Genomic DNA, 17,829 nt, shown 5'->3' on the forward strand with positions numbered 1-17,829 from the left:
GACTTGCTCACGCAGTCCGGCCATTGTGCCGATGCGGGCCGAGGTGCGGTTCGACCAGGATGGATGTCATGAGTTCAAACACCACGGCCGCACACCGCCCCCGCCGTCCGCACCATGGGGTCGGATGGCGCTGAGCAACTACATCGGAGCCACACTGCTCATCCTCGCCGTCAAAGCCGTCGAGCCCGGCCTGAGCAGGTTTGATGACCATGACGGATATCTGGCCGGGATCCTCATCTGTGCAGCCATCATGGTCATCCAGATCATCGTCTCGGCCCTGTGGCTGCGCTTCGTCGGGCAGGGACCATTGGAGAAGCTCTGGCGCCTGGTCACCGGGGGTCGCGAGGGTGCACGAGCCTGAGGCCAGAGTGGGTGTAACCGCAGATCGCCGAGGTGGGGGTTCCCACCTCGGCGATCGTGTGCGTCTATTCGCGTGTGTTCAGATCAATGATGATCAGATTGGAATCGGTCAGTCGCCGACGGCCTGAAGTTCAGGATCCAAAGCGATGACACCGTAGCTCCAGCCCTTGCGGCGGTAGACCACGGAGGGTTTGCTCGACTCCTCGTCGATGAACAGGTAGAAGTCGTGCCCTACGAGCTCCATCCGGTTGAGCGCTTCCTCGATTCCGATGGGTGCGCCGTTGAATGTCTTCTCACGCAGAACCACGGGAGAATCGCCTTCAGCCTTGATGCGGCCGTTCGTCTGGTCGTTGTTCGCAGACTCGTTCGCATCGATCGCTTGGCCTTCTTCGGGAACCAGCGAATCTGCGACGGGCATCTTCGCCAGGGCCTCGGCCGTGGATTCCTTCCTGTGGTGACCCGCTCGAGGAACCTTATTGCGGTCCCTGGCACGCCTTAATCGCTCAACGAGCTTCGCCCAGGCCAAATCCAATGCAGCATACTTATCGCTTGCCATGGCTTCCGCACGAATGGCGGGCCCCTTCGCCACTACAGTGAGTTCGACTCGTTCGCTGGTCTCGGGCTGACGAGAATTCTTCTCGTGGGCAACGTGCACTTCGACTCGTTGAGCTCGCGGTGCGAGCTGCTCGACCTTGGCGATCTTGTCCTCAATGTGGGCCCGAAAACTATCGGAGATGGTCAGTTGACGTCCGTTGACAACAATGTCCATGATGCGTCCTTAGCGACTCGTTCGTCGGATTCATCCGATCCCATTCCCTTGGATGGGTAACCACCGTTATACAGTAAAGGGAGAGACAAATCGAGTGCCCCCGCGGCCGAGACCGAGAACGGCTCCTGCAGCGGGTCTGATCTGCACCGATGCTAGTACCCTTGCGCTTTCTGCCAAAGTTGCTCCGGTAGTTGAGAAATCATCGATGAGAAGATCCACACCGGGAGCGGACGCACTTTCGTCTCCGCGTTCAGAAGGTTCCGAGGGCAGAACCCTCGGGTTGAGGTACTGCGATTTCGCCACGTTGGCCTCCCTGGCATGAGCTCCCAGCCCGACCTGGTCATGGTGACGTCTGGCCAGGAGAACGTCGACCACCTCCAGAGACAGCTCGGGTACGAGTTCCGCCGCGCGGCGAGCCAGTGCCGCAGTGTGGGAGCCGCCTCGGCGTCGCCGTGCTCGTTCAGAGCTCGGCGCGGGAAACAGCCTCACCTGACCACCCGGATGATGAGCCAACTCCAAGGCTGCGGTGATGGAACGCGCAAGGGCCAAGGCCAGAGGGTCAAGAATGTCTCGGCGGCCGTTGTCTTTGAAGTTGACCACCATATGAGAAATCTCAGAGCTGTATTCTGAGACTCCGACGACGGGAATCTGGCCATAGCGCGGCTCCATGGCTCGGGGGATGCCGCCGAGCAGACTCAGACACGCCGTGCACAGTGAGACGTCCTCCCGACCGCAACCGGCGCACCGGCGGGGCAGGAAGAGCTCGCCGAATTCGGTCAGCAGTCCCATGGGAGAAATCTACTATGCCATGGTGAGAAGAATCCTCAGCCCGGGTAGGAGGGGTCCTTGGCCGAGATATCGATGAGCTTCTGCCAGGCATTGGAGTTGTAGGAGTAGATCTCTCCAGAGGAGCTCGTCACGAGGATCGAACGACCGTCTTCGCCGGAGGCGATCCGACTGCCATCAGGGACCTCTCCCAGCTGGGCGGGAGGCCCAGTCACGCCGATGCGGAACGGCTGGACCCGTTCGCCTGCCGTGGCAGCCAGCGCCACCACCGAGGTCGATCCGGCCCAGGAGATGTCCCTGACCTCATCGAAGTTCGACCCGACTTCGATCGGCGCATCAGACACGGTGCCGGAGGGGTTCCCCGCTTTGTCACGTGGGATTCCGACGACGTCGATGCGTGATGGTTCGCCCTTGTGTCTGCTCAGCAGCGCGATCCGTGTGCCGTCGCGGGAAACTTCCAGGTCGATGAGGTCGCGACCGGCCAGGAAGTCCGTGTTGATGGTGTGTTCCTTGCTGTCATCGCCGATGGCCGTGAGCTTGCCCTTGTTGGCGCGCTCCCCCGTCCAGACCGTATTGAACCGATCGATGCTGGGGCGCACCAGTTTTTTTCCCTTGAAGATCGGAGTCGCATCAACAGAGTCGGCTTTGAGACGCATCAGCTCCTTCCCGGAATTCTGCAGGTAGACGTAGAGCGAATCGTCGAAGGAGACGGCGGGGTCGCTGGCCCTGGCCTTGGACAGGTCAGGACTGTTCTCGACTTTGGCCACGGTCGTGCCGGAGATGCGCGAGAGTCGGTCTTTGGCCAGCACCACCGGTGGACCGTCGACCTGGACCGAGGAATCGGTCTCGGGCTGCAGACTCTCTGGGACGAGTTGTCCCCCGATAGTCAGTTCGATGCTTGAGATTGAGGGAATTACCTTCAGAGTCGATGCGATCTGTTCTCGAATCAGCCCCTTCTCCTTGTCCGTGGGCGCATCCCCCTGGTTACTCAGGGCAATGTGTGCGACACCGTTTTCGATGCTCACCACGTTCGTGTCGCTGAGTTTCGCGCCGTCGGGAATCGAGGTCACGACAGCTCCTGACAGATATGGGGCTGGACCGCTGAGGAGTTCGTTGATGAGAGCTGTCGGCGTCGACGACGACCGGAGGAACCAGCGGGAGTCAGGAACCAGGTAGGAGTAGTCAGAGGTGAAAAATTGGAGCGAGTAGTTGAGGAAGATCGTCTGGAACTCCGACTGCGAGATGAGCAGACCGTCGGGCGCCGAGGCGATGCGCCATTCCCCGTTCTCCTGCCTCAGCGAGAATTCCATGTTCGACTGGGTTCCCGGTTTGGTTGAGTTGAAGATGCCCGAGGAGTTGACCAGTCCGACGACGGGCGCCGACATCGTCAGCGTCTTCTGGTCGGAGGTGACTTCGGCGTTGAGCGAATCCAGATCGGTGTCGTTGGGCAGCAGCGACACCGATTCCTGCGGATTCCACTCCTGTGCCTCGGCTTCGGTGAGGAAGGACTTGGCGACGGAGAAGTTGTTTCCGGTGCCCGCGCCAGCGGCGAGGAACCCGCGGACGATCTCACCGATGCTGTCACCGGGTTCGGGGCCATCAGGGATCCGAGCGTTGCTGGCACCCGGGTCACCGGAACCGGCCTCGATGTGACCCACGGGCGAATTGCTCGGGATCGAAGAGCAGGCTCCCAGGGCCAGACTGGCGAAGACGGCGAGGATCGCCATGCTCAGACCCTTCTTTCGTCGGGGTGTCGTCATGACTTCGATCCTCCTTCGGGGGGCCACACGGTGTCCATGTCAATGTGAATGCTGGTGTCGGTGTCGTCTGTGTCGTCGGCAGCAGTGTCGTCGCGGTTACCGGTGGCGTCTTCGCTCATGTCCACAGTCTGCTCTGCCTCGCCGAGGTCCTCAGCGACCGAGTTGCTGTCAGCGGCCGAGTCACTCTCGGCGTCGCTGGAACTCTCCGCGCTCCTGCCTATGTCAGTGCCGTCGTCGATGATGGCAGCATCGCCGCGGATGACCTCAGGGCCGTCAACGTATCCTCCACGGGCGGGAGGAGTCTGATTGGCTTCGACCACGATGGGGATCGACCCCGTCTGGATTCGCACGGAACCGTCCGAGGACAGAGGGCCTGCCACAAGGGCAGCACCTTGGATCTGCGCATCCCGAGGCGGCAGCGGCAGAGGTGAGGAGGTGATTTCCTGGTCGGGTCGGCGTGGAATGGTCAGGCGGAAGCATGAGCCTTCGCCCGGTTTGCCCCAGACCTGCAGCCAACCGTTGTGCAGGTGAGCGTCCTCGAGCGAAATCGCCAGGCCCAGGCCAGACCCACCCAGTGTGCGTTTGCGAGCGGGATCGGCACGCCAGAACCGGTCGAAGACGTGCTCGACCTGTTCTTCGTTCATGCCCACACCGTGGTCGCGCACGCTCACGGCCACTGCCTCGGCGTTGGAGGCGACATAGATGTCGATCGGGTTGGTCTCACCGTGTTCGATCGCGTTGACGACGAGGTTGCGCACGATCCGTGTGATGCGCACCCTGTCGACCTCGGCCATCACCGGCGAGGACGGAGCGTGGACGACGATGTTCGTCGACATCTGATCTGCCACCATCGACACCGTCTCGATGATCGAGGTGACGATGGCGCCGATGTCGACGGGCTTGGCTACCAGGGCAGCGGCGCCGGCATCATAGCGGGAGATCTCCAGCAGGTCCGAGAGGAGGTTGTCGAACCTCTCCGCCTGCGAGTTCAGCAGTTCGGCGCTGCGAGCTGTCACGGGATCGAGGTCATCACGCGAGTCGTAGATGAGGTCCGCGGCGGCGCGGATGGTGGTCAGAGGTGTGCGCAGCTCATGAGAGACATCGGAGACGAACTGCCTTTGCAGGACGGAGAGTCGCTCCATCTGTTGGATCTGATGCTGAAGGGTGTCGGCCATGTCATTGAAAGACTCCCCCAGCACGGCAATCTCGTCGTTGCCGTGGACGGGCATGCGCTCGTCAAGGTCACCGTCGGCGATCAGTCGTGCCACCTCGGCGCCGGTGCGCACCGGGGTCACTACGAGCCGGGTGACGATCCACGCCACAGCACCGACGAGGACGACGAGGACGAGGGCGGCGACGAGCATCGACCTCTGGACGAAGTCGAGGGTGTCCTGCTGTTCGGACAGGTCGCCCAGATAGTAGAGCTGGAACTGTCCTGCGCCAGGGATCTGAAGCTCCTGGGAGATCAGCAGCCCGGGCCCGGACCCATCGGGAAGTGCCACTGACTGATAGAGCATGTCGTCGGTCGGAGCCTTGCCGATGGCAGCCTTGAGCTCATCACTGATGGGCACCGCGGCCGCCGCACCATCGGAGTCCGTCGTACCGGCACTGATCGTTGAGAACGAGGAGTTCGGATCGCTGGGTTCCAAGGTCAACGAGTACACAGAGCCGGTGGAGCGGTTGTAGATCGATGACAGCTGTGAGCTCAGGTTCTCTTGGGTCACGGCCTGACCGTCGACGGGAGAGAGGCTGCGCAGCTCGGAGACGATGGTCCCCGCCTGGGACGACAGAGACTGGAGCCTGGTGTCGAAGAGGCCACGTGAGATCTGCTGTGACATGTACGTCCCCACCCCGAAGATGGCCACGGAGGTGAGGACGATGGTGAGGACGACGATCCGCAGCTGCAGAGAATGGCTGAACGAGCGGAGGAGGAACCGCCAGAACGTCCGGATCGCCGAGGCTGCGGTGCGGATTGCTCCGCCCACAGCCGAAGAGCGACTCACGCCGCTCTGCCTGCCTTATATCCGACGCCGCGCACGGTGACGATGATGTCTGGTTTCTCCGGGTCACGTTCGATCTTCGACCGCAGTCGCTGCACGTGTACGTTCACCAGGCGCGTATCCGCCGCATGCCGGTAGCCCCACACTTCTTCGAGCAAGGTTTCGCGGGAGAAGACCTGCCATGGTTTGCGGGCGAGAGCCACCAGCAGATCGAACTCGAGTGGTGTCAGTGAGATCGGCGAACCGCCCTTCGTCACGGTGTGACCGGCGACGTCAACGACAACGTCACCGACGGTGAGCAGCTCCGGGGCCTGTGGTTCGGAGATGCGCAGGCGGGCTCGCACCCGGGCAATGAGCTCCTTGGGTTTGAAGGGCTTGGGAACGTAGTCGTCGGCGCCGGATTCCAAACCGAGGACAACATCGACGGTGTCCGATTTCGCCGTGAGCATGATGATCGGCACCGAGGAGATCTCGCGGATCTCTCGGCAGACCTCAAGCCCGTCTTTGCCGGGCAGCATGAGGTCGAGGAGGACGAGGTCCGGGTTCACCTTCTCAAATTCGCCGAAGGCCTGATCACCGGTAGCGCAGAAGAAGGGCTCGAAGCCTTCACTTTTGAGCACAATCCCGATCATTTCGGCCAAAGCCGTGTCATCATCAACTACGAGGATACGAGCGTTCATCTTTCCATTGTCGCTTATGAGCGCCCAATCTTTCGACCTCGACACCCCCACCTGTCATTGCAGACGTTGTGAACTCTGTTTCAGGGTGCGATTCGAGTCGGCGCTGGGCACCAAATCATGGCAGGATTGCGTGGTAATGGGACGATCTAATGCGTGGACCTCAGAGGTCGACTGGCAGACAGGTCAGTGGCAACGACGAGATCAGGGCCCGACGCATCACGAATGGCACCCGCCTTCCCCGCGTGGAGTTCTGGCCAAACGACCGCTGACCTTCTTTGAGGTGCTCGATTCCGGTTTCCGTCTGCTGCGATTCATTCCCGGGCTCACCATCGGTGCGGCTCTCATCGTGTTCACGCTCTGGAGTCTCGTCCTCACCGCGGTCGGTGCTTTCGTCGCGCTCAAGTTCCTGCCCTTCCTCAACGATCTCGTCAGCAATGACGATGCGATGTCCGGGTTCTTCCTGCTCGCGCAGATGGGATCGTTCGCGATCAGCCTGCTCAGCCTCGGCGTCGCTCATTTCCTTGCCGGACTGGCCGCCAGCGGTGCCGAAAATTCGTTCGGGGCACGCAAGACGACTTTGACTCAGTCGTGGGCGTCGCTGCGTGGTCGCCGCTGGTCACTGATTCTCGCGGCCCTTCTCCTGGGCGCCGTCAATCTGGGTCTGCTGGTTCTTCTCGGGCTGCCCTCGCTTCTCTTCGCACTCTCCGACAACACGGTTATCGCAATCGTCACTGCCTTCCTCGCGCTGGGACTCTGGTTGTGCGCCCTGATCTGGCTGAATCTGCGTTTCGCCTTCACCGGCTCTGCGATCGCCGTCGAAAAGCTGGGCGTGCGAGCCGGACTGCGACGCTCCTGGCGCCTGACCGGCACCGGATTCTGGCGCACCCTCGGACAGCTGGGACTCGGCTACTTCCTGTCCAACCAGTTGGTCCAACTCATCATCTCTCCTCTCGTCATGGTCGTCACCGTCATCGCCACCATCGCCATCGGCGCCGCTGGTGCGGCCTCCATGTCGATGACGATCATCGTCGCCATCGCCGGAGCTCTTCTTCTGCTCCTGACGACAGTGTCCTCGGCGATTCTCTTCGCATACTTCTCCTGCCTCGTCTGCGTCTGCTACTTTGACCAACGCATGCGTACTGAAGGGTTCGACCTGGTTCTCATTCGCCGTGAGGAGGACGCCGCATGAGCATGTTGGCAAGTTCGACCATCGATCGAGAGACCGGGCGCGAATGGGTCGAGCACGAACTGTCGAAGAAGGAATACTCGGACACCGATCTCACCCCGTTGGAACAGATCGGTCAGTGGTTGAGCAACTTCTGGGACTCGATCGTCTCAGGCGCACTCAACAACAACTCTCCGTGGATGCTTCTCATCGTCATCGTGGCTCTGGCCGCCATCGTCGGCCTCATCATCTGGCGGGTCCGCCGAGTCGGGCTGAAGAAGACCTCCCTTCCGTTGTCTGCCTTCGACCCTGTCGTCGCCTCACCTGAGCCCGGCCCTTGGAGAGAGAGTGCGCGGGCCGCCGCCGAGCGCGGGGATATGAGGACTGCGGTCATCGATTCTGCACGTGCCATCTTCGCTGTGCTCTCCCAGAAGCACATCGTCACTCTCGATTCAGCATCGACTGCCAGCGAACTCAGCCGCACTGCCGGAGACGAAGTGCCCGAACACCGGCGCCAGTTGGCCCGAGTCGCCGAGGTGTTCAACGACCTCTTCTTCGGTGAGGACCCTGATGGGACTTCGCTCGCTTCGTTATCTGAGACCTATCACGAGTTCCTCGCACTTGATGAGGCGTTGAGCGCGTTGAGTCCGCGCCATCGATCGGCGGTGGCATCATGAGTGCCCTTATCGACGTCGCTACCAGAGGCACCCGTTCGAGTGCGGCGGTCCCGCTGACGGCTAGGCTGAGGTCGGCCGGTGTGTGGATCGTGGCGGCCATCGCCATCCTCATCACCGTGATCGCCACGATGCTGATGACCTCGGACCGCGAGTCCGAGGCACCTCTGCACTACGATTCCACGGCTCGTGAAGGCACGAAGGCCATGGTCGAAACTCTGCGCGACCATGGGGTCGAGGTGACCACGACCGAGGACTACGAAACGGCTCACAAAGCTTCCGGGAAACCGGACACGACACTCCTGATTCCGACGAAGGCCGATCTGCTCTCCCAGGGCGATATCGACGGCTTCCAGTCTCAGCTCGCCGCCAATGACAATCGACTGGCACTCATCGATCCCGGCCATATGGTCCAGGAATTCACCGACAGGATCACGGTCGATGACAGCATCAGCCCCTTGGCCACCCCGGATAAGATCTCACGGCCGCATTGTGAGGTGCCGGCGGCCCAGGCTGCCGGCGGCGTTGAGACCGGCGAGACGGAGTATGCCGAGGCCCGAAAAGGCACCGAGGGTCTGAGCACCTGCTACCCGTTCACCGGCCCTGGCGTCTCCCAGGTTGGCGGTGGCGAAGTCACCCCTGGATCGGCGCACGGGCAGCTCATCGTCGATGAGGGCGGCGGAGGGAAGGCCGACTTCCCCGTCACCGTCCTCGGCAATCCCGACTGGGCGACCAACGCCGGCATCGATGAAGAGGGCAATGCCTCACTGGTTCTCTCCCAGCTATCACAGTCCGGCCACCTGGTCGTCTACTACCCCACCGAGTCCGGTGAGTCCGAGTCGACCCCGTCGACCTTGGACTATGTGCCCAGCTGGTTCATCGCCGGAGCCCTGTGGCTGGTTCCGTGTGTGCTCATCCTCCTGCTCATCCTCGGCCGCAGGTTCGGTCCCCTGGCCGTCGAACGCCTGCCGGTCATCGTTCCCGCTGTGGAGACGGTGCACGGTCGTGCGGCTCTGGCCGCGCGCAGCCACGACCGGACTGGTGCCCTGCACACCCTGCGCACTGGCGCTCTCCTGCGCGTTGCGAAACGGCTGGCGCTGGGTCCCGAGGCCGGGCCCCGCGACATCATCGTCGGCATCGCGAACGCGACCGGCCGAGATCCGGCCCAGGTCGATTCGGTCTTCTCCTCCGCAGTGCCCAGCACCGACTCAGAATTAGCGAACATCGTCCATCAGCTCACCCTCATCGAAAGTGAGATCTCATGACACAGACTCCAGGCGAGAACTCTGCCCAGCAGCCGCAGGGCCAGGCCCAGCCGACCCAACCGGCACAGGCCCAGCCCCAGTCGGCACAGGCACAGGCACAGGCCGAGCCCTCCCAGCCAGCGCAGTCGCAGGCGGTACAGCCAGGCCAGCCCCAGCAGGCGGCTCAGGAGCGCGACCCTCTCCGGGAGGCGTTCGTCGACGTGCGCACGCAGATCGCCAAGGCCGTGGTCGGACAGGACGAAGCGGTCACCGGGATGCTCATCGCACTGCTGTGCCAGGGTCACGTGCTGCTTGAGGGTGTGCCCGGTGTCGCCAAGACCCTCCTGGTGCGCAGTTTCGCCACCTCGGTCAGCCTCGACAACACCCGAATCCAGTTCACGCCCGACCTCATGCCCAGCGATGTCACCGGTTCCCTGGTCTATGACGCGTCCGTGTCGAATTTCGAATTCCGGCCCGGCCCGGTGTTCACCAACATCCTCATCGCCGATGAGATCAACCGCACCCCGCCCAAGACACAGTCGGCGCTGCTCGAAGCCATGGAGGAACACCAGGTCTCGGTCGGCGGCGGGTCCCGTGCCCTGCCGGAACCGTTCATGGTCGCGGCGACCCAGAACCCCCTCGAATACGAGGGCACCTATCCTCTGCCCGAGGCTCAGCTCGACCGGTTCCTGTTCAAGCTCGTCCTCGGACTGCCCGAACGCGACCTGGAATTCGAGATCCTTGACCGTCATGCACGCGGTTTCGACGCCTCTCACCTTGCTGAGGCGGGACTGACACCAGTCGTCGACGCCGCCATGATCGCTCAGGCCAGGGAGCGCATCGCCGGCATCTACATCGCCCCACAGGTCATCACCTACATCGTCGACCTGGCTCGCGCAACCAGACAGGCTCCGTCGCTGGCCCTGGGCGTCTCTCCCCGCGGTGCCACCCGAATGCTCGGTGCCGCACGCGCCTATGCCTGGCTCTCGGGCCGCGGCTACGTGACACCCGATGATGTCAAGGCATTGGCGCACATGACCCTGAGCCACCGTGTGATCCTCCGACCCGAGGCTCAGATGGATGGACTCAACGTCGATCAGGTCCTCAACTCGATCATCGCGACCACCGAAGTACCACGCTGAATGACCACACGACTGCTCCTGCTGACCCTGCTCGGGCTCGTCCCCGTCATGCTCATGCCGGGGTTCACGAGTGCACTGATCGTCGCTGGCGTCATCGTCATCGTCGCGCTGCTCGATTTCTTCCTCGTTCCCCCGCCGAGGTTGGTGTCCCTCCAGCGCACGCCTGGACCGATGGTCCGGCTGGGTGATCCGACCAACTGCACGCTCACCATGGTCAATGACTCCCCCAAACGCCTGCGTATCGCGGTCCGTGATGCGTGGTCACCGAGTGCGAGAGCCGAAAACACACGCTCGCACTTCGACCTGTCCCCAGGTGAGAGCATTCAGGTGGTCACTCACCTTCTGCCCGTGCGCCGCGGTGCTCTGCACGCGGACAAGGTCACCATCCGCAGCCGCAGCATCTTAGGCCTCATCGCTCGGCAGAAAAGCTTCGATGTGCCGGCGATCGTGCGCGTCCTGCCGCCATTCATCTCCCGGCGCGAGCTTCCTTCGAAGACGCAGAAGCTGCGTGAACTCGATGGCCGGTCTGCTGTGATGATCCGCGGCATGGGCACAGAGTTCGATTCGCTGCGCGACTATGTCGACGGTGATGATGTGCGCTCCATCGATTGGCGTGCCAGTGCCCGTGCTCAGGACCTGGTCGTCAAGACCTGGCGGCCAGAGCGTGACCGGAGAATCGTCATCGTCGTCGATTCCTCCAGACTGGCCGCACGTCGCTGCGGTGACGGCACCATCTTCGATGCTGCGCTGGAGTCTGCTCTGCTGTTGACGGCTCTGGCCTCTGGGGCAGGCGACCGAGTCGATGTCATTATCGCCGATGCACGCATCCGGGCAATCGCCTCGAGCCATCGCTCGAAGGATCCCGTCCATGACCTTTCGGTGGCGCTGACGACGGTGCACCCGGAACTCTACGATGCCGACTGGGAGCAGATCTCGTCGACTGTCCTGTCCACCTCACGCCAACATGCGCTCGTCGTCCTCGTCACCGCTTTGGATGAGGGCAGCGTCTCCGACGAGATCCTGCCTGTCCTGCCGACTCTCTTGGCACGTCACCGCGTCGTGGTGGCCTCGGTGGAAGATCCTGGCCTGGGTGAACTGGCGGCGAAGCGTGAGGGCACCGATGAGATCTTCACAGCTGCGGCCGCGGAATCGGAGCTGCTGACATCGAAGTCCCTGCAGACGCGTCTTCGCGGAGCCGGTGTCCAGTCGGTCGAAGCGGGACCTGAGGATCTGCCCGGAGCTCTCGCTGACCTCTACATCAATCTCAAGGCGACTGGGAAGCTGTAGGACCCTCACACAGTGGTGCAGGCTAGACCAGTCAGTGGTGGAAGGTCCATCTGTCTGCGGTGGAGGCTCTACCGATCTGTCGCGAGGATCGAGTAGCCCGCCTGGTGCTCGTCGAGATCGGCGCTGAGTCCGGCCCTCGCGGCACGCTTGCCGAAGTACCAGGCATAGGCGATGACTGCGGCGGTGTAGGCAACGCCGATGGCGATTTTGAGGGCAGGTGGGATCGGATTGGGGGTGACGAACCCTTCGATGAGTCCCGAGATGAACAGCATAATGACCAGACCACCTGCCACGGTCAGCAGTGATCTGGCTTCTGAGGCGAGTTTGTTTCGGCGCAGCTGAGGTCCCGGCACCACCCAGGCGAAGAACAGTCTCAGTCCCGCCGCACCTGCGAGGATGATGCAGCTGATCTCGGGGATTCCGTGCGGAAGAATGTAGAGGAAGAAGTCCGAGCCGCGGTCGAACTCGAACATCATCGCACCGGAGAATCCGACGTTGACCGCGTTGGAGAAGAGTCCTGAGACGACAAAAATGCCGGTGATGCCCAGGAGCACGAACTGCACGGCGATCCACGCATTGTTCGTCCACACCCCGACTGCGAAGAACCCGTTCGGATTCTCCTTGTAGTACTCAACGAAATCATGCTCCGCGAACTGCTTGCGGAAGGCGTGGTCGCCGAAGGTCTCGAGAACCTCCGGGTGCATTCCCGCCCAGATCCCGGCCAGACTCGCCACTGCCAGGAAGCATGCGGCGACGATGAGGAAATCCCACCGGAGTCGATAGATCGACAGCGGCAGGCTGATGACGAAGAAACGAGAGAGACCGCTGAGGCCACCGGAGGGAACCGCCGAGAGATGGTTGCGCGAACGATGCACGATCGCCGACAGTCGTGCGGCTTCCAAGGAGTCGGGAGCCACCGTCATGATCCGAGAGAGGTCCTTCGACGCATCCCGATAGAGGTCGAGGAATCTGTGGGCCTGGGCCGGATTCAGCCAGTTCTTCTTCGCCAGCATGGACAGTTCTCGCCACTTGTCGCCGTGCAGTTCGGCCAGCAGATTCGGGTCCATGACTCAACCCTATCTGAGTGTCAGGCAGACCAGAATCTGTGTCCGAGGCGATCCGCAATGAAGTGGGGATGCGAATTATGACAGGATGGAATCGTGAGTACTTTGGTGACGGGCGAAGCCGTCGAATTGAGCATCCAGCCTGCGGCTTTGGCCGCGCGTGCGTTGAGCTGCCTCATCGACTACATCGTGTATTCGATCGTCAACATCGGGCTCCTCATCGCCATGTTCTGGTTCCTGCTGCAGGTCCTTGACGTCAACGAGCTCCTGCTGGCATCGGTGATGACCATCATGAGCATCTCGGTGTTCGTGCTCTTGCCGATGATCATCGAAGTCCTCACCCACGGCCGTTCGATCGGAAAGCTCATCCTGGGTCTGCGCGTCGTCCGCGACGACGGTGGGGCCGTGCGGGCCAGGCACTCGTTCATTCGCGCCGTCCTCTGGCCCTTCGAGATCCTCTCCACCGGTGGCGGACTGGCAGCCCTCTCCGGTCTGGTCTCGCCACAGTCCAAGCGCCTCGGCGACTACATGGCTGGGACGATGGCCGTCAGCGAACGCACCGCCCCACCCCAACCGGTTCACACACATGTCTCACCGCATCTGCAGAACTGGTTGGCAGAGACCGACATTGCCACGCTCCCTGCCGGGCTGCACCGCCGGGTTGTGCAGTTTCTGTCCATGGCTGAGAACCTGGGCCGCGATTCGCGCTGGGAGCGGGCGAAGGAACTCGCCACCGAGCTCAACCCCTATGTCGCACCCGCACCGCCAGAGGGAACGATGCCGGAACAGTTCCTGTCTGCAGTCATCCACCGACAGCGCTCGGCAGAGTTTTCGAAGCAGCAGCGCCGCAGTGAACAGTCACAGGCGTTCCGTGCAGGCGTCAACACACTCCCACATGGGCTGCATCTGCAGAACCGCTGAAGGTTTCAAACCCGGCCCCGCGCTCATCTCTCTACACTGAGATCCGCAGACTTTTCAGGCCCGGCCCCCGTCGTTTGGGGGTCGGACCTGAAGACGTCAGGGAAGCTCAGTACCGGTAATGCTCGGGCTTATATGGCCCGGCGACGTCGACGCCGATGTATTCGGCCTGCTCCTTCGACAGCTCGGACAGGTTCGCTCCGAGTGCCGGCAGGTGGAGGCGCGCGACCTTTTCGTCGAGCTCCTTCGCCAGGCGGTGCACATCGTTGTCGTAGCGTTCGGGGCTGACCCAGAGTTCGATCTGCGCGAGCACCTGGTTGGCAAAGGACGCGCTCATCACGAACGAGGGGTGGCCGGTGGCGTTGCCCAGGTTGAGCAGGCGGCCTTCGGACAGGACGAGGAAGTCCGTCTGTTCGCGTTCCAGACCCAGGTCGGTGGGGACGGGCACGCGCCATTCGTGGACCTGCGGCTTGATCTCGACCTTGGTGACTCCGGAGACCTTGGCCAGGCCGGCCAGATCGATCTCGTCGTCGAAGTGTCCGACGTTGCCGACGATCGCCCCGGGTTTGAGGCTGGTCAGCACCTCGACTCCGACCACCCGCGTGTTGCCTGTAGTCGTGATAATGATGTCCGCGGTCGGTGCCACCGCGGAGAGATGCTCAACCTGGTAGCCGTCCATTGTCGCCTGCAGGGCGCAGATCGGATCGATCTCGGTGACGATGACCCTGGCACCCTGACCACGCAGCGCCTCGGCGGCCCCCTTGCCGACATCACCATAGCCGACGACGACGGCGATCTTGCCGCCGATGAGGACATCTGTGGCGCGGTTGAGACCGTCGGGCAGGGAGTGGCGGATGCCGTAGCGGTTGTCGAACTTCGACTTCGTCACGGAATCATTTACGTTGATGGCGGGGAACGGCAGCTTGCCGTCCTCAGCCAGACGGTAGAGGCGGTTGACTCCCGTCGTGGTCTCTTCGCTGACACCCTTGATGCCTGCAGCCATGCGACCGAAACGTCCTGGTGCGGCCTCGAGCGATTTCTGCACCTGTGCCAGAAGGACCTTGAACTCTTCCGGGTCGTCCTCACCCGCGGTGGGCACTCCCCCGTCGAGCTCGGCCTGGGCACCCTTGAGAACGTACATCGTGGCGTCGCCGCCGTCGTCGAGGATGAGGTTGGCTCCCTGCGCGAAGTCGAAGATCTTATCCGCGGCCCACCAGTACTCTTCGAGGGTCTCACCTTTCCAGGCGAAGACCGGCACACCAGCTGGAGCGTCGAGGCTGCCGGTGCCGACGACGACAGCGGCAGCGGCCTCGTCTTGAGTGGAGAAGATGTTGCAGCTGGCCCACCGCACCTGCGCACCAAGCGCGACGAGGGTCTCGATGAGCACAGCCGTCTGCACAGTCATGTGCAGGCTTCCGGCAATGCGAGCCCCGGTCAGCGGCTTACTCTGCCCGAATTCTTCACGCAGTGCCATCAGCCCAGGCATCTCGCGTTCTGCCAGTCGGATCTGGTGCCGGCCGGCCTCGGCCAGGCTCAGATCGGCAACCTTGAAGTCGGTGGATTCGAGCACGGTACCTCCATGGAGAACGGAAACTGTTGTCGTCTGAGTTGAGTCTATTGCCTTCGGGCCTCGACGAAGTCACTGGCCTGTGCCGTCAATTCGCGCAGCCGCTGCGGGTCGCTGGCCTCGACGTTGAGTCGCACCAGGGGCTCCGTGTTCGACATGCGCAGGTTGATCCACCAGTCTTCGCCCTGTAGCCCGATGCCGTCGAGGTCATCGACCGTGTTGGCCGGGAAGTGACCGGATTCGGCCGAGAAGGCGGTGAGCACGGCTTCGGGATCGGCCACGGTGAAGTTGATCTCTCCCGACTGTGCGTAGAGATCGTAGTCGGCGACGAGTCGTGACGCAGGTGCCTTTGTCTTCGCCAGAGCGGCAATCAGGTGGCAGGCTGCGAGCATGCCGGAGTCGGCACCGTAGAACTCATCGAAGTAGAAGTGAGCGGAGTGTTCGCAGGCGAAGACGGCATGTTCGGTGCGCATGAGTGTTTTGATGCCCGAATGCCCGACCTTCGAGCGGACCGCCCGACCTCCGGCGGCTGTGATCGTTGCAGGCACGCTGCGGGAGGTGATGAGATTGTGGATGACCACAGGTTCGGTGACGCCGGCCGTCTTCGCACGGGCGATCTCACGTTCGGCGACGAGTGCACCGATCGCCGAGGGCGACATGGTCGCCCCGGTTTCGTCGATGAAGAAGCACCGGTCGGCATCTCCGTCGAAGGCCAGTCCCAGGTCCGCGCCGTGATCGAGAACCGCTTGGGAGACGTCGAGGAGGTTCTCCGGCTTCAGCGGGTTCGCCTCGTGGTTGGGGAAAGTACCGTCGAGTTCGGTGAACAGTCCGATGACGTCGAAGGGCACCTTCGCAAAACCGGAATCAGGGCCGAAGACCTCACCGAGGAGTTTGCCCGCCATGCCGTTGCCGCAGTCGACGATGACCTTCAGACCAGTGACCTCATCGACGTGCGTCAGCGTCCGGATGCGTTCGACGTAGCGTCTGCGCATGTCCGCGGCCGCAACCTCGTTGATGTCCACCGCGGGTGCAGAACGGTGTGAACCGTCGACGGCCCGGCCGAATGTCGGCGCCTGTGGTGCCAGCTCCTTGATTCGTCCCAGCCCTGAGGCGAGGCTGACTCCTGCGGCTCGGGGGCCGCAGATCTTGATTCCGTTGTAGTCGGCCGGGTTGTGACTTGCGGTGATCATCGCACCGGGCAGGTCGAAGATTCCCGAGGCGAAGTACAGCTGATCGGTCGAGCACAACCCCAGCAGCACCGCTCGATAACCGGCTGCCTCGATGCCTGCGGCGAAGGCGTGCGCGAAACCGGGAGAACTGGGTCGCATATCGTGTCCGACGACCACCTCGGCGCTCGATTCGAGCTCCGACATAGCGAAGGCAGTGGCCCAGCCGAGAGCGAAGAGCACATCCTCGTCGAGCTGATCAGGGATGCGGCCGCGAATGTCATAGGCTCCGACCGCGGATTCGAGCGCAGTCGTGCGGGCCTCGACGAGGTCTGGACTGGGACTCGGCACAGCTCCGGGCCTGGGGTCGGTCATGAGTCGCCGATGATGCGCAGGTGACCGTGTTTGCGGCCCGGCACGGATCCGTCGCTTCGCCTCTCAGCGCTCGACGACGACGCAGACGAGGGTGACGACGCTGCCTCGCCCGCACTCGCACCGTCTCCGGGGCGTCCTGCCGCTTCTCTGACGGCGTCGGCGATGGCCAACAGATCGTCATGGGTGCGCTCGGGAGGCGCCTGCTCACCTCCGATGCGGATGAGCTCCCACCCCACCAAAGGGGTCAGTTTTGCGGCGTGGTCGGCGCACAGGTCATGGGCACCGGGCTCGGCGCGACGCGACAGCGGACCGATGACGACACAAGCATCAGCGTGCACGTACGTCATGGTGGCTGCGGCACTGCTCGAGCAGCTGACTTTTGAACACAATCTCACGGCTGACACAGTCAACCACTTTACACGCGAGTACCGCCTGTTCCTGTCAGCCAGGGCCGTATGGTCAGTACAATATTGACTCATGAGTACCAGGCGTCATCGTGATCGGCATGGCCGCGGACTGCGGTCCCCGCTGTTCTTGGCCGACGTCCCGGCCCGACTGCGCAGAGGGGAGAGCTTCGCTCGTGTCGCGGCCGAGGAGTTCGCCCGTTTCCGGGCGCAGGAACCGGCCCTGCTCGCCGAGGTGGTGCTGGCCATCGATGCGGTTCCACCGGCAAGTTCCACTGAGCCCGCTTTCGGCCGGGTCTTCCCGGCCACCGCCAACAGGCTCACGCACATCGTCCTCTACCGGCGAGTCATCGAATACCACAGCAGCGGCCAGCGTGATTCTCTCATCGCCGAGGTGGTCGCCGATCAGGTCGAGATCCTCCGGAACTCCTAGCGAAAGCGGATGCAGCCGACGCAGAAGCGTCTGCA

General features: G+C 62.7%; 17 protein-coding genes. 8 read left to right on the plus strand and 9 right to left on the minus strand.

The window, feature by feature from the left end; genetic code table 11:
• Positions 1 to 31 precede the first annotated feature (31 nt).
• Positions 32 to 361: a DUF418 domain-containing protein gene (locus INT40_RS02435; protein WP_264298392.1), complete on the plus strand. Its 330-nt coding sequence runs from the start codon at positions 32 to 34 to the stop codon at positions 359 to 361.
• 108 nt (positions 362 to 469) lie between these two features.
• Here the strand turns inward: INT40_RS02435 and hpf are convergent, their stop codons facing one another.
• The 5 genes from hpf to mtrA form a co-directional block, all read right to left on the minus strand.
• Complete coding sequence (gene hpf / locus INT40_RS02440; protein ID WP_101569795.1) at positions 470 to 1,129, minus strand: ribosome hibernation-promoting factor, HPF/YfiA family; 660 nt, start codon at positions 1,127 to 1,129, stop codon at positions 470 to 472.
• Positions 1,130 to 1,195: 66 nt separating this feature from the next.
• Positions 1,196 to 1,918 carry a ComF family protein gene (locus INT40_RS02445; protein WP_101569794.1) on the minus strand — a complete coding sequence of 241 codons (723 nt, stop codon included), beginning with the start codon at positions 1,916 to 1,918 and terminating at the stop codon, positions 1,196 to 1,198.
• A 35-nt stretch (positions 1,919 to 1,953) separates the two neighbouring features.
• Positions 1,954 to 3,675, minus strand: coding sequence for an LpqB family beta-propeller domain-containing protein (locus tag INT40_RS02450; protein WP_193070751.1), 1,722 nt, complete (start codon positions 3,673 to 3,675; stop codon positions 1,954 to 1,956).
• Positions 3,672 to 5,678, minus strand: a complete 2,007-nt coding sequence (gene mtrB, locus INT40_RS02455; protein ID WP_193095396.1) for an MtrAB system histidine kinase MtrB — start codon at positions 5,676 to 5,678, stop codon at positions 3,672 to 3,674. Before mtrB ends, INT40_RS02450 begins: the two co-directional genes overlap by 4 nt.
• A complete protein-coding gene (gene mtrA / locus INT40_RS02460; protein WP_143921237.1) occupies positions 5,675 to 6,355 on the minus strand; it encodes an MtrAB system response regulator MtrA in 681 nt (226 codons plus the stop codon). Before mtrA ends, mtrB begins: the two co-directional genes overlap by 4 nt.
• 136 nt (positions 6,356 to 6,491) lie before the next feature.
• On the opposite strand from mtrA, the gene INT40_RS02465 reads away from it, so the two are divergent.
• Genes INT40_RS02465 through INT40_RS02485 form a run of 5 tightly spaced genes read left to right on the plus strand, consistent with a single transcriptional unit; the run spans position 6,492 to position 11,867 of the window.
• Positions 6,492 to 7,544 (plus strand): hypothetical protein, encoded by a 1,053-nt coding sequence (locus tag INT40_RS02465; protein ID WP_193070753.1) that lies wholly within the window; start codon positions 6,492 to 6,494, stop codon positions 7,542 to 7,544.
• Positions 7,541 to 8,197, plus strand: coding sequence for a hypothetical protein (locus tag INT40_RS02470; protein ID WP_101569789.1), 657 nt, complete (start codon positions 7,541 to 7,543; stop codon positions 8,195 to 8,197). The genes INT40_RS02465 and INT40_RS02470 overlap by 4 nt, the downstream gene beginning before the upstream one ends.
• The gene (locus tag INT40_RS02475) at positions 8,194 to 9,459 is read left to right on the plus strand and encodes a DUF4350 domain-containing protein (protein WP_193070754.1); all 1,266 of its coding nucleotides are present in this window, start codon (positions 8,194 to 8,196) and stop codon (positions 9,457 to 9,459) included. The genes INT40_RS02470 and INT40_RS02475 overlap by 4 nt, the downstream gene beginning before the upstream one ends.
• Positions 9,456 to 10,580, plus strand: coding sequence for an AAA family ATPase (locus INT40_RS02480; RefSeq protein WP_193095397.1), 1,125 nt, complete (start codon positions 9,456 to 9,458; stop codon positions 10,578 to 10,580). The genes INT40_RS02475 and INT40_RS02480 overlap by 4 nt, the downstream gene beginning before the upstream one ends.
• Positions 10,581 to 11,867: a DUF58 domain-containing protein gene (locus INT40_RS02485; RefSeq protein ID WP_193095398.1), complete on the plus strand. Its 1,287-nt coding sequence runs from the start codon at positions 10,581 to 10,583 to the stop codon at positions 11,865 to 11,867.
• Positions 11,868 to 11,935: 68 nt separating this feature from the next.
• Here the strand turns inward: INT40_RS02485 and INT40_RS02490 are convergent, their stop codons facing one another.
• On the minus strand, positions 11,936 to 12,934 hold the full coding sequence (locus INT40_RS02490; RefSeq protein WP_193095399.1) for a stage II sporulation protein M: 999 nt from the start codon (positions 12,932 to 12,934) through the stop codon (positions 11,936 to 11,938).
• A gap of 93 nt (positions 12,935 to 13,027) precedes the next feature.
• Between INT40_RS02490 and INT40_RS02495 the strand changes: the two genes are divergently transcribed.
• Entirely contained in the window at positions 13,028 to 13,852 is an 825-nt protein-coding gene (locus INT40_RS02495) for an RDD family protein (protein WP_319021916.1), read from the plus strand.
• 106 nt (positions 13,853 to 13,958) lie between these two features.
• On the opposite strand, the gene ahcY is transcribed toward INT40_RS02495, so the two are convergent.
• From ahcY to INT40_RS02510, 3 genes are read right to left on the minus strand one after another with little or no spacing between them, the layout of a single operon-like run.
• On the minus strand, positions 13,959 to 15,419 hold the full coding sequence (gene ahcY / locus INT40_RS02500; protein ID WP_193095400.1) for an adenosylhomocysteinase: 1,461 nt from the start codon (positions 15,417 to 15,419) through the stop codon (positions 13,959 to 13,961).
• Between the two features lie 44 nt (positions 15,420 to 15,463).
• Entirely contained in the window at positions 15,464 to 16,957 is a 1,494-nt protein-coding gene (gene manB / locus INT40_RS02505; protein WP_193070758.1) for a phosphomannomutase/phosphoglucomutase, read from the minus strand.
• On the minus strand, positions 16,954 to 17,304 hold the full coding sequence (locus INT40_RS02510) for a DUF3499 family protein (RefSeq protein WP_374701004.1): 351 nt from the start codon (positions 17,302 to 17,304) through the stop codon (positions 16,954 to 16,956). The genes manB and INT40_RS02510 overlap by 4 nt, the downstream gene beginning before the upstream one ends.
• A 130-nt stretch (positions 17,305 to 17,434) precedes the next feature.
• Here INT40_RS02510 and INT40_RS02515 point away from each other — a divergent pair, with 130 nt between their 5' ends.
• On the plus strand, positions 17,435 to 17,794 hold the full coding sequence (locus INT40_RS02515; RefSeq protein ID WP_101569780.1) for a metallopeptidase family protein: 360 nt from the start codon (positions 17,435 to 17,437) through the stop codon (positions 17,792 to 17,794).
• Positions 17,795 to 17,829: the final 35 nt, after the last annotated feature.

The organism is Brevibacterium sp. FME17 (assembly GCF_014897515.1).
In the GTDB taxonomy this organism is placed as follows: domain Bacteria; phylum Actinomycetota; class Actinomycetes; order Actinomycetales; family Brevibacteriaceae; genus Brevibacterium.

What these genes read in the sequence shown, in the direction of transcription:
- hpf (WP_101569795.1), bottom strand. Translation starts at nt 1,129, where the DNA reads ATGGACATTGTTGTCAACGGACGTCAACTGACCATCTCCGATAGTTTT.
- INT40_RS02515 (WP_101569780.1), top strand. Translation starts at nt 17,435, where the DNA reads ATGAGTACCAGGCGTCATCGTGATCGGCATGGCCGCGGACTGCGGTCC.
- manB (WP_193070758.1), bottom strand. Translation starts at nt 16,957, where the DNA reads ATGACCGACCCCAGGCCCGGAGCTGTGCCGAGTCCCAGTCCAGACCTC.
- INT40_RS02445 (WP_101569794.1), bottom strand. Translation starts at nt 1,918, where the DNA reads ATGGGACTGCTGACCGAATTCGGCGAGCTCTTCCTGCCCCGCCGGTGC.
- INT40_RS02490 (WP_193095399.1), bottom strand. Translation starts at nt 12,934, where the DNA reads ATGGACCCGAATCTGCTGGCCGAACTGCACGGCGACAAGTGGCGAGAA.
- INT40_RS02475 (WP_193070754.1), top strand. Translation starts at nt 8,194, where the DNA reads ATGAGTGCCCTTATCGACGTCGCTACCAGAGGCACCCGTTCGAGTGCG.
- INT40_RS02465 (WP_193070753.1), top strand. Translation starts at nt 6,492, where the DNA reads ATGGGACGATCTAATGCGTGGACCTCAGAGGTCGACTGGCAGACAGGT.
- INT40_RS02510 (WP_374701004.1), bottom strand. Translation starts at nt 17,304, where the DNA reads ATGACGTACGTGCACGCTGATGCTTGTGTCGTCATCGGTCCGCTGTCG.
- INT40_RS02485 (WP_193095398.1), top strand. Translation starts at nt 10,581, where the DNA reads ATGACCACACGACTGCTCCTGCTGACCCTGCTCGGGCTCGTCCCCGTC.
- INT40_RS02480 (WP_193095397.1), top strand. Translation starts at nt 9,456, where the DNA reads ATGACACAGACTCCAGGCGAGAACTCTGCCCAGCAGCCGCAGGGCCAG.
- INT40_RS02435 (WP_264298392.1), top strand. Translation starts at nt 32, where the DNA reads ATGCGGGCCGAGGTGCGGTTCGACCAGGATGGATGTCATGAGTTCAAA.
- INT40_RS02470 (WP_101569789.1), top strand. Translation starts at nt 7,541, where the DNA reads ATGAGCATGTTGGCAAGTTCGACCATCGATCGAGAGACCGGGCGCGAA.
- mtrA (WP_143921237.1), bottom strand. Translation starts at nt 6,355, where the DNA reads ATGAACGCTCGTATCCTCGTAGTTGATGATGACACGGCTTTGGCCGAA.
- INT40_RS02450 (WP_193070751.1), bottom strand. Translation starts at nt 3,675, where the DNA reads ATGACGACACCCCGACGAAAGAAGGGTCTGAGCATGGCGATCCTCGCC.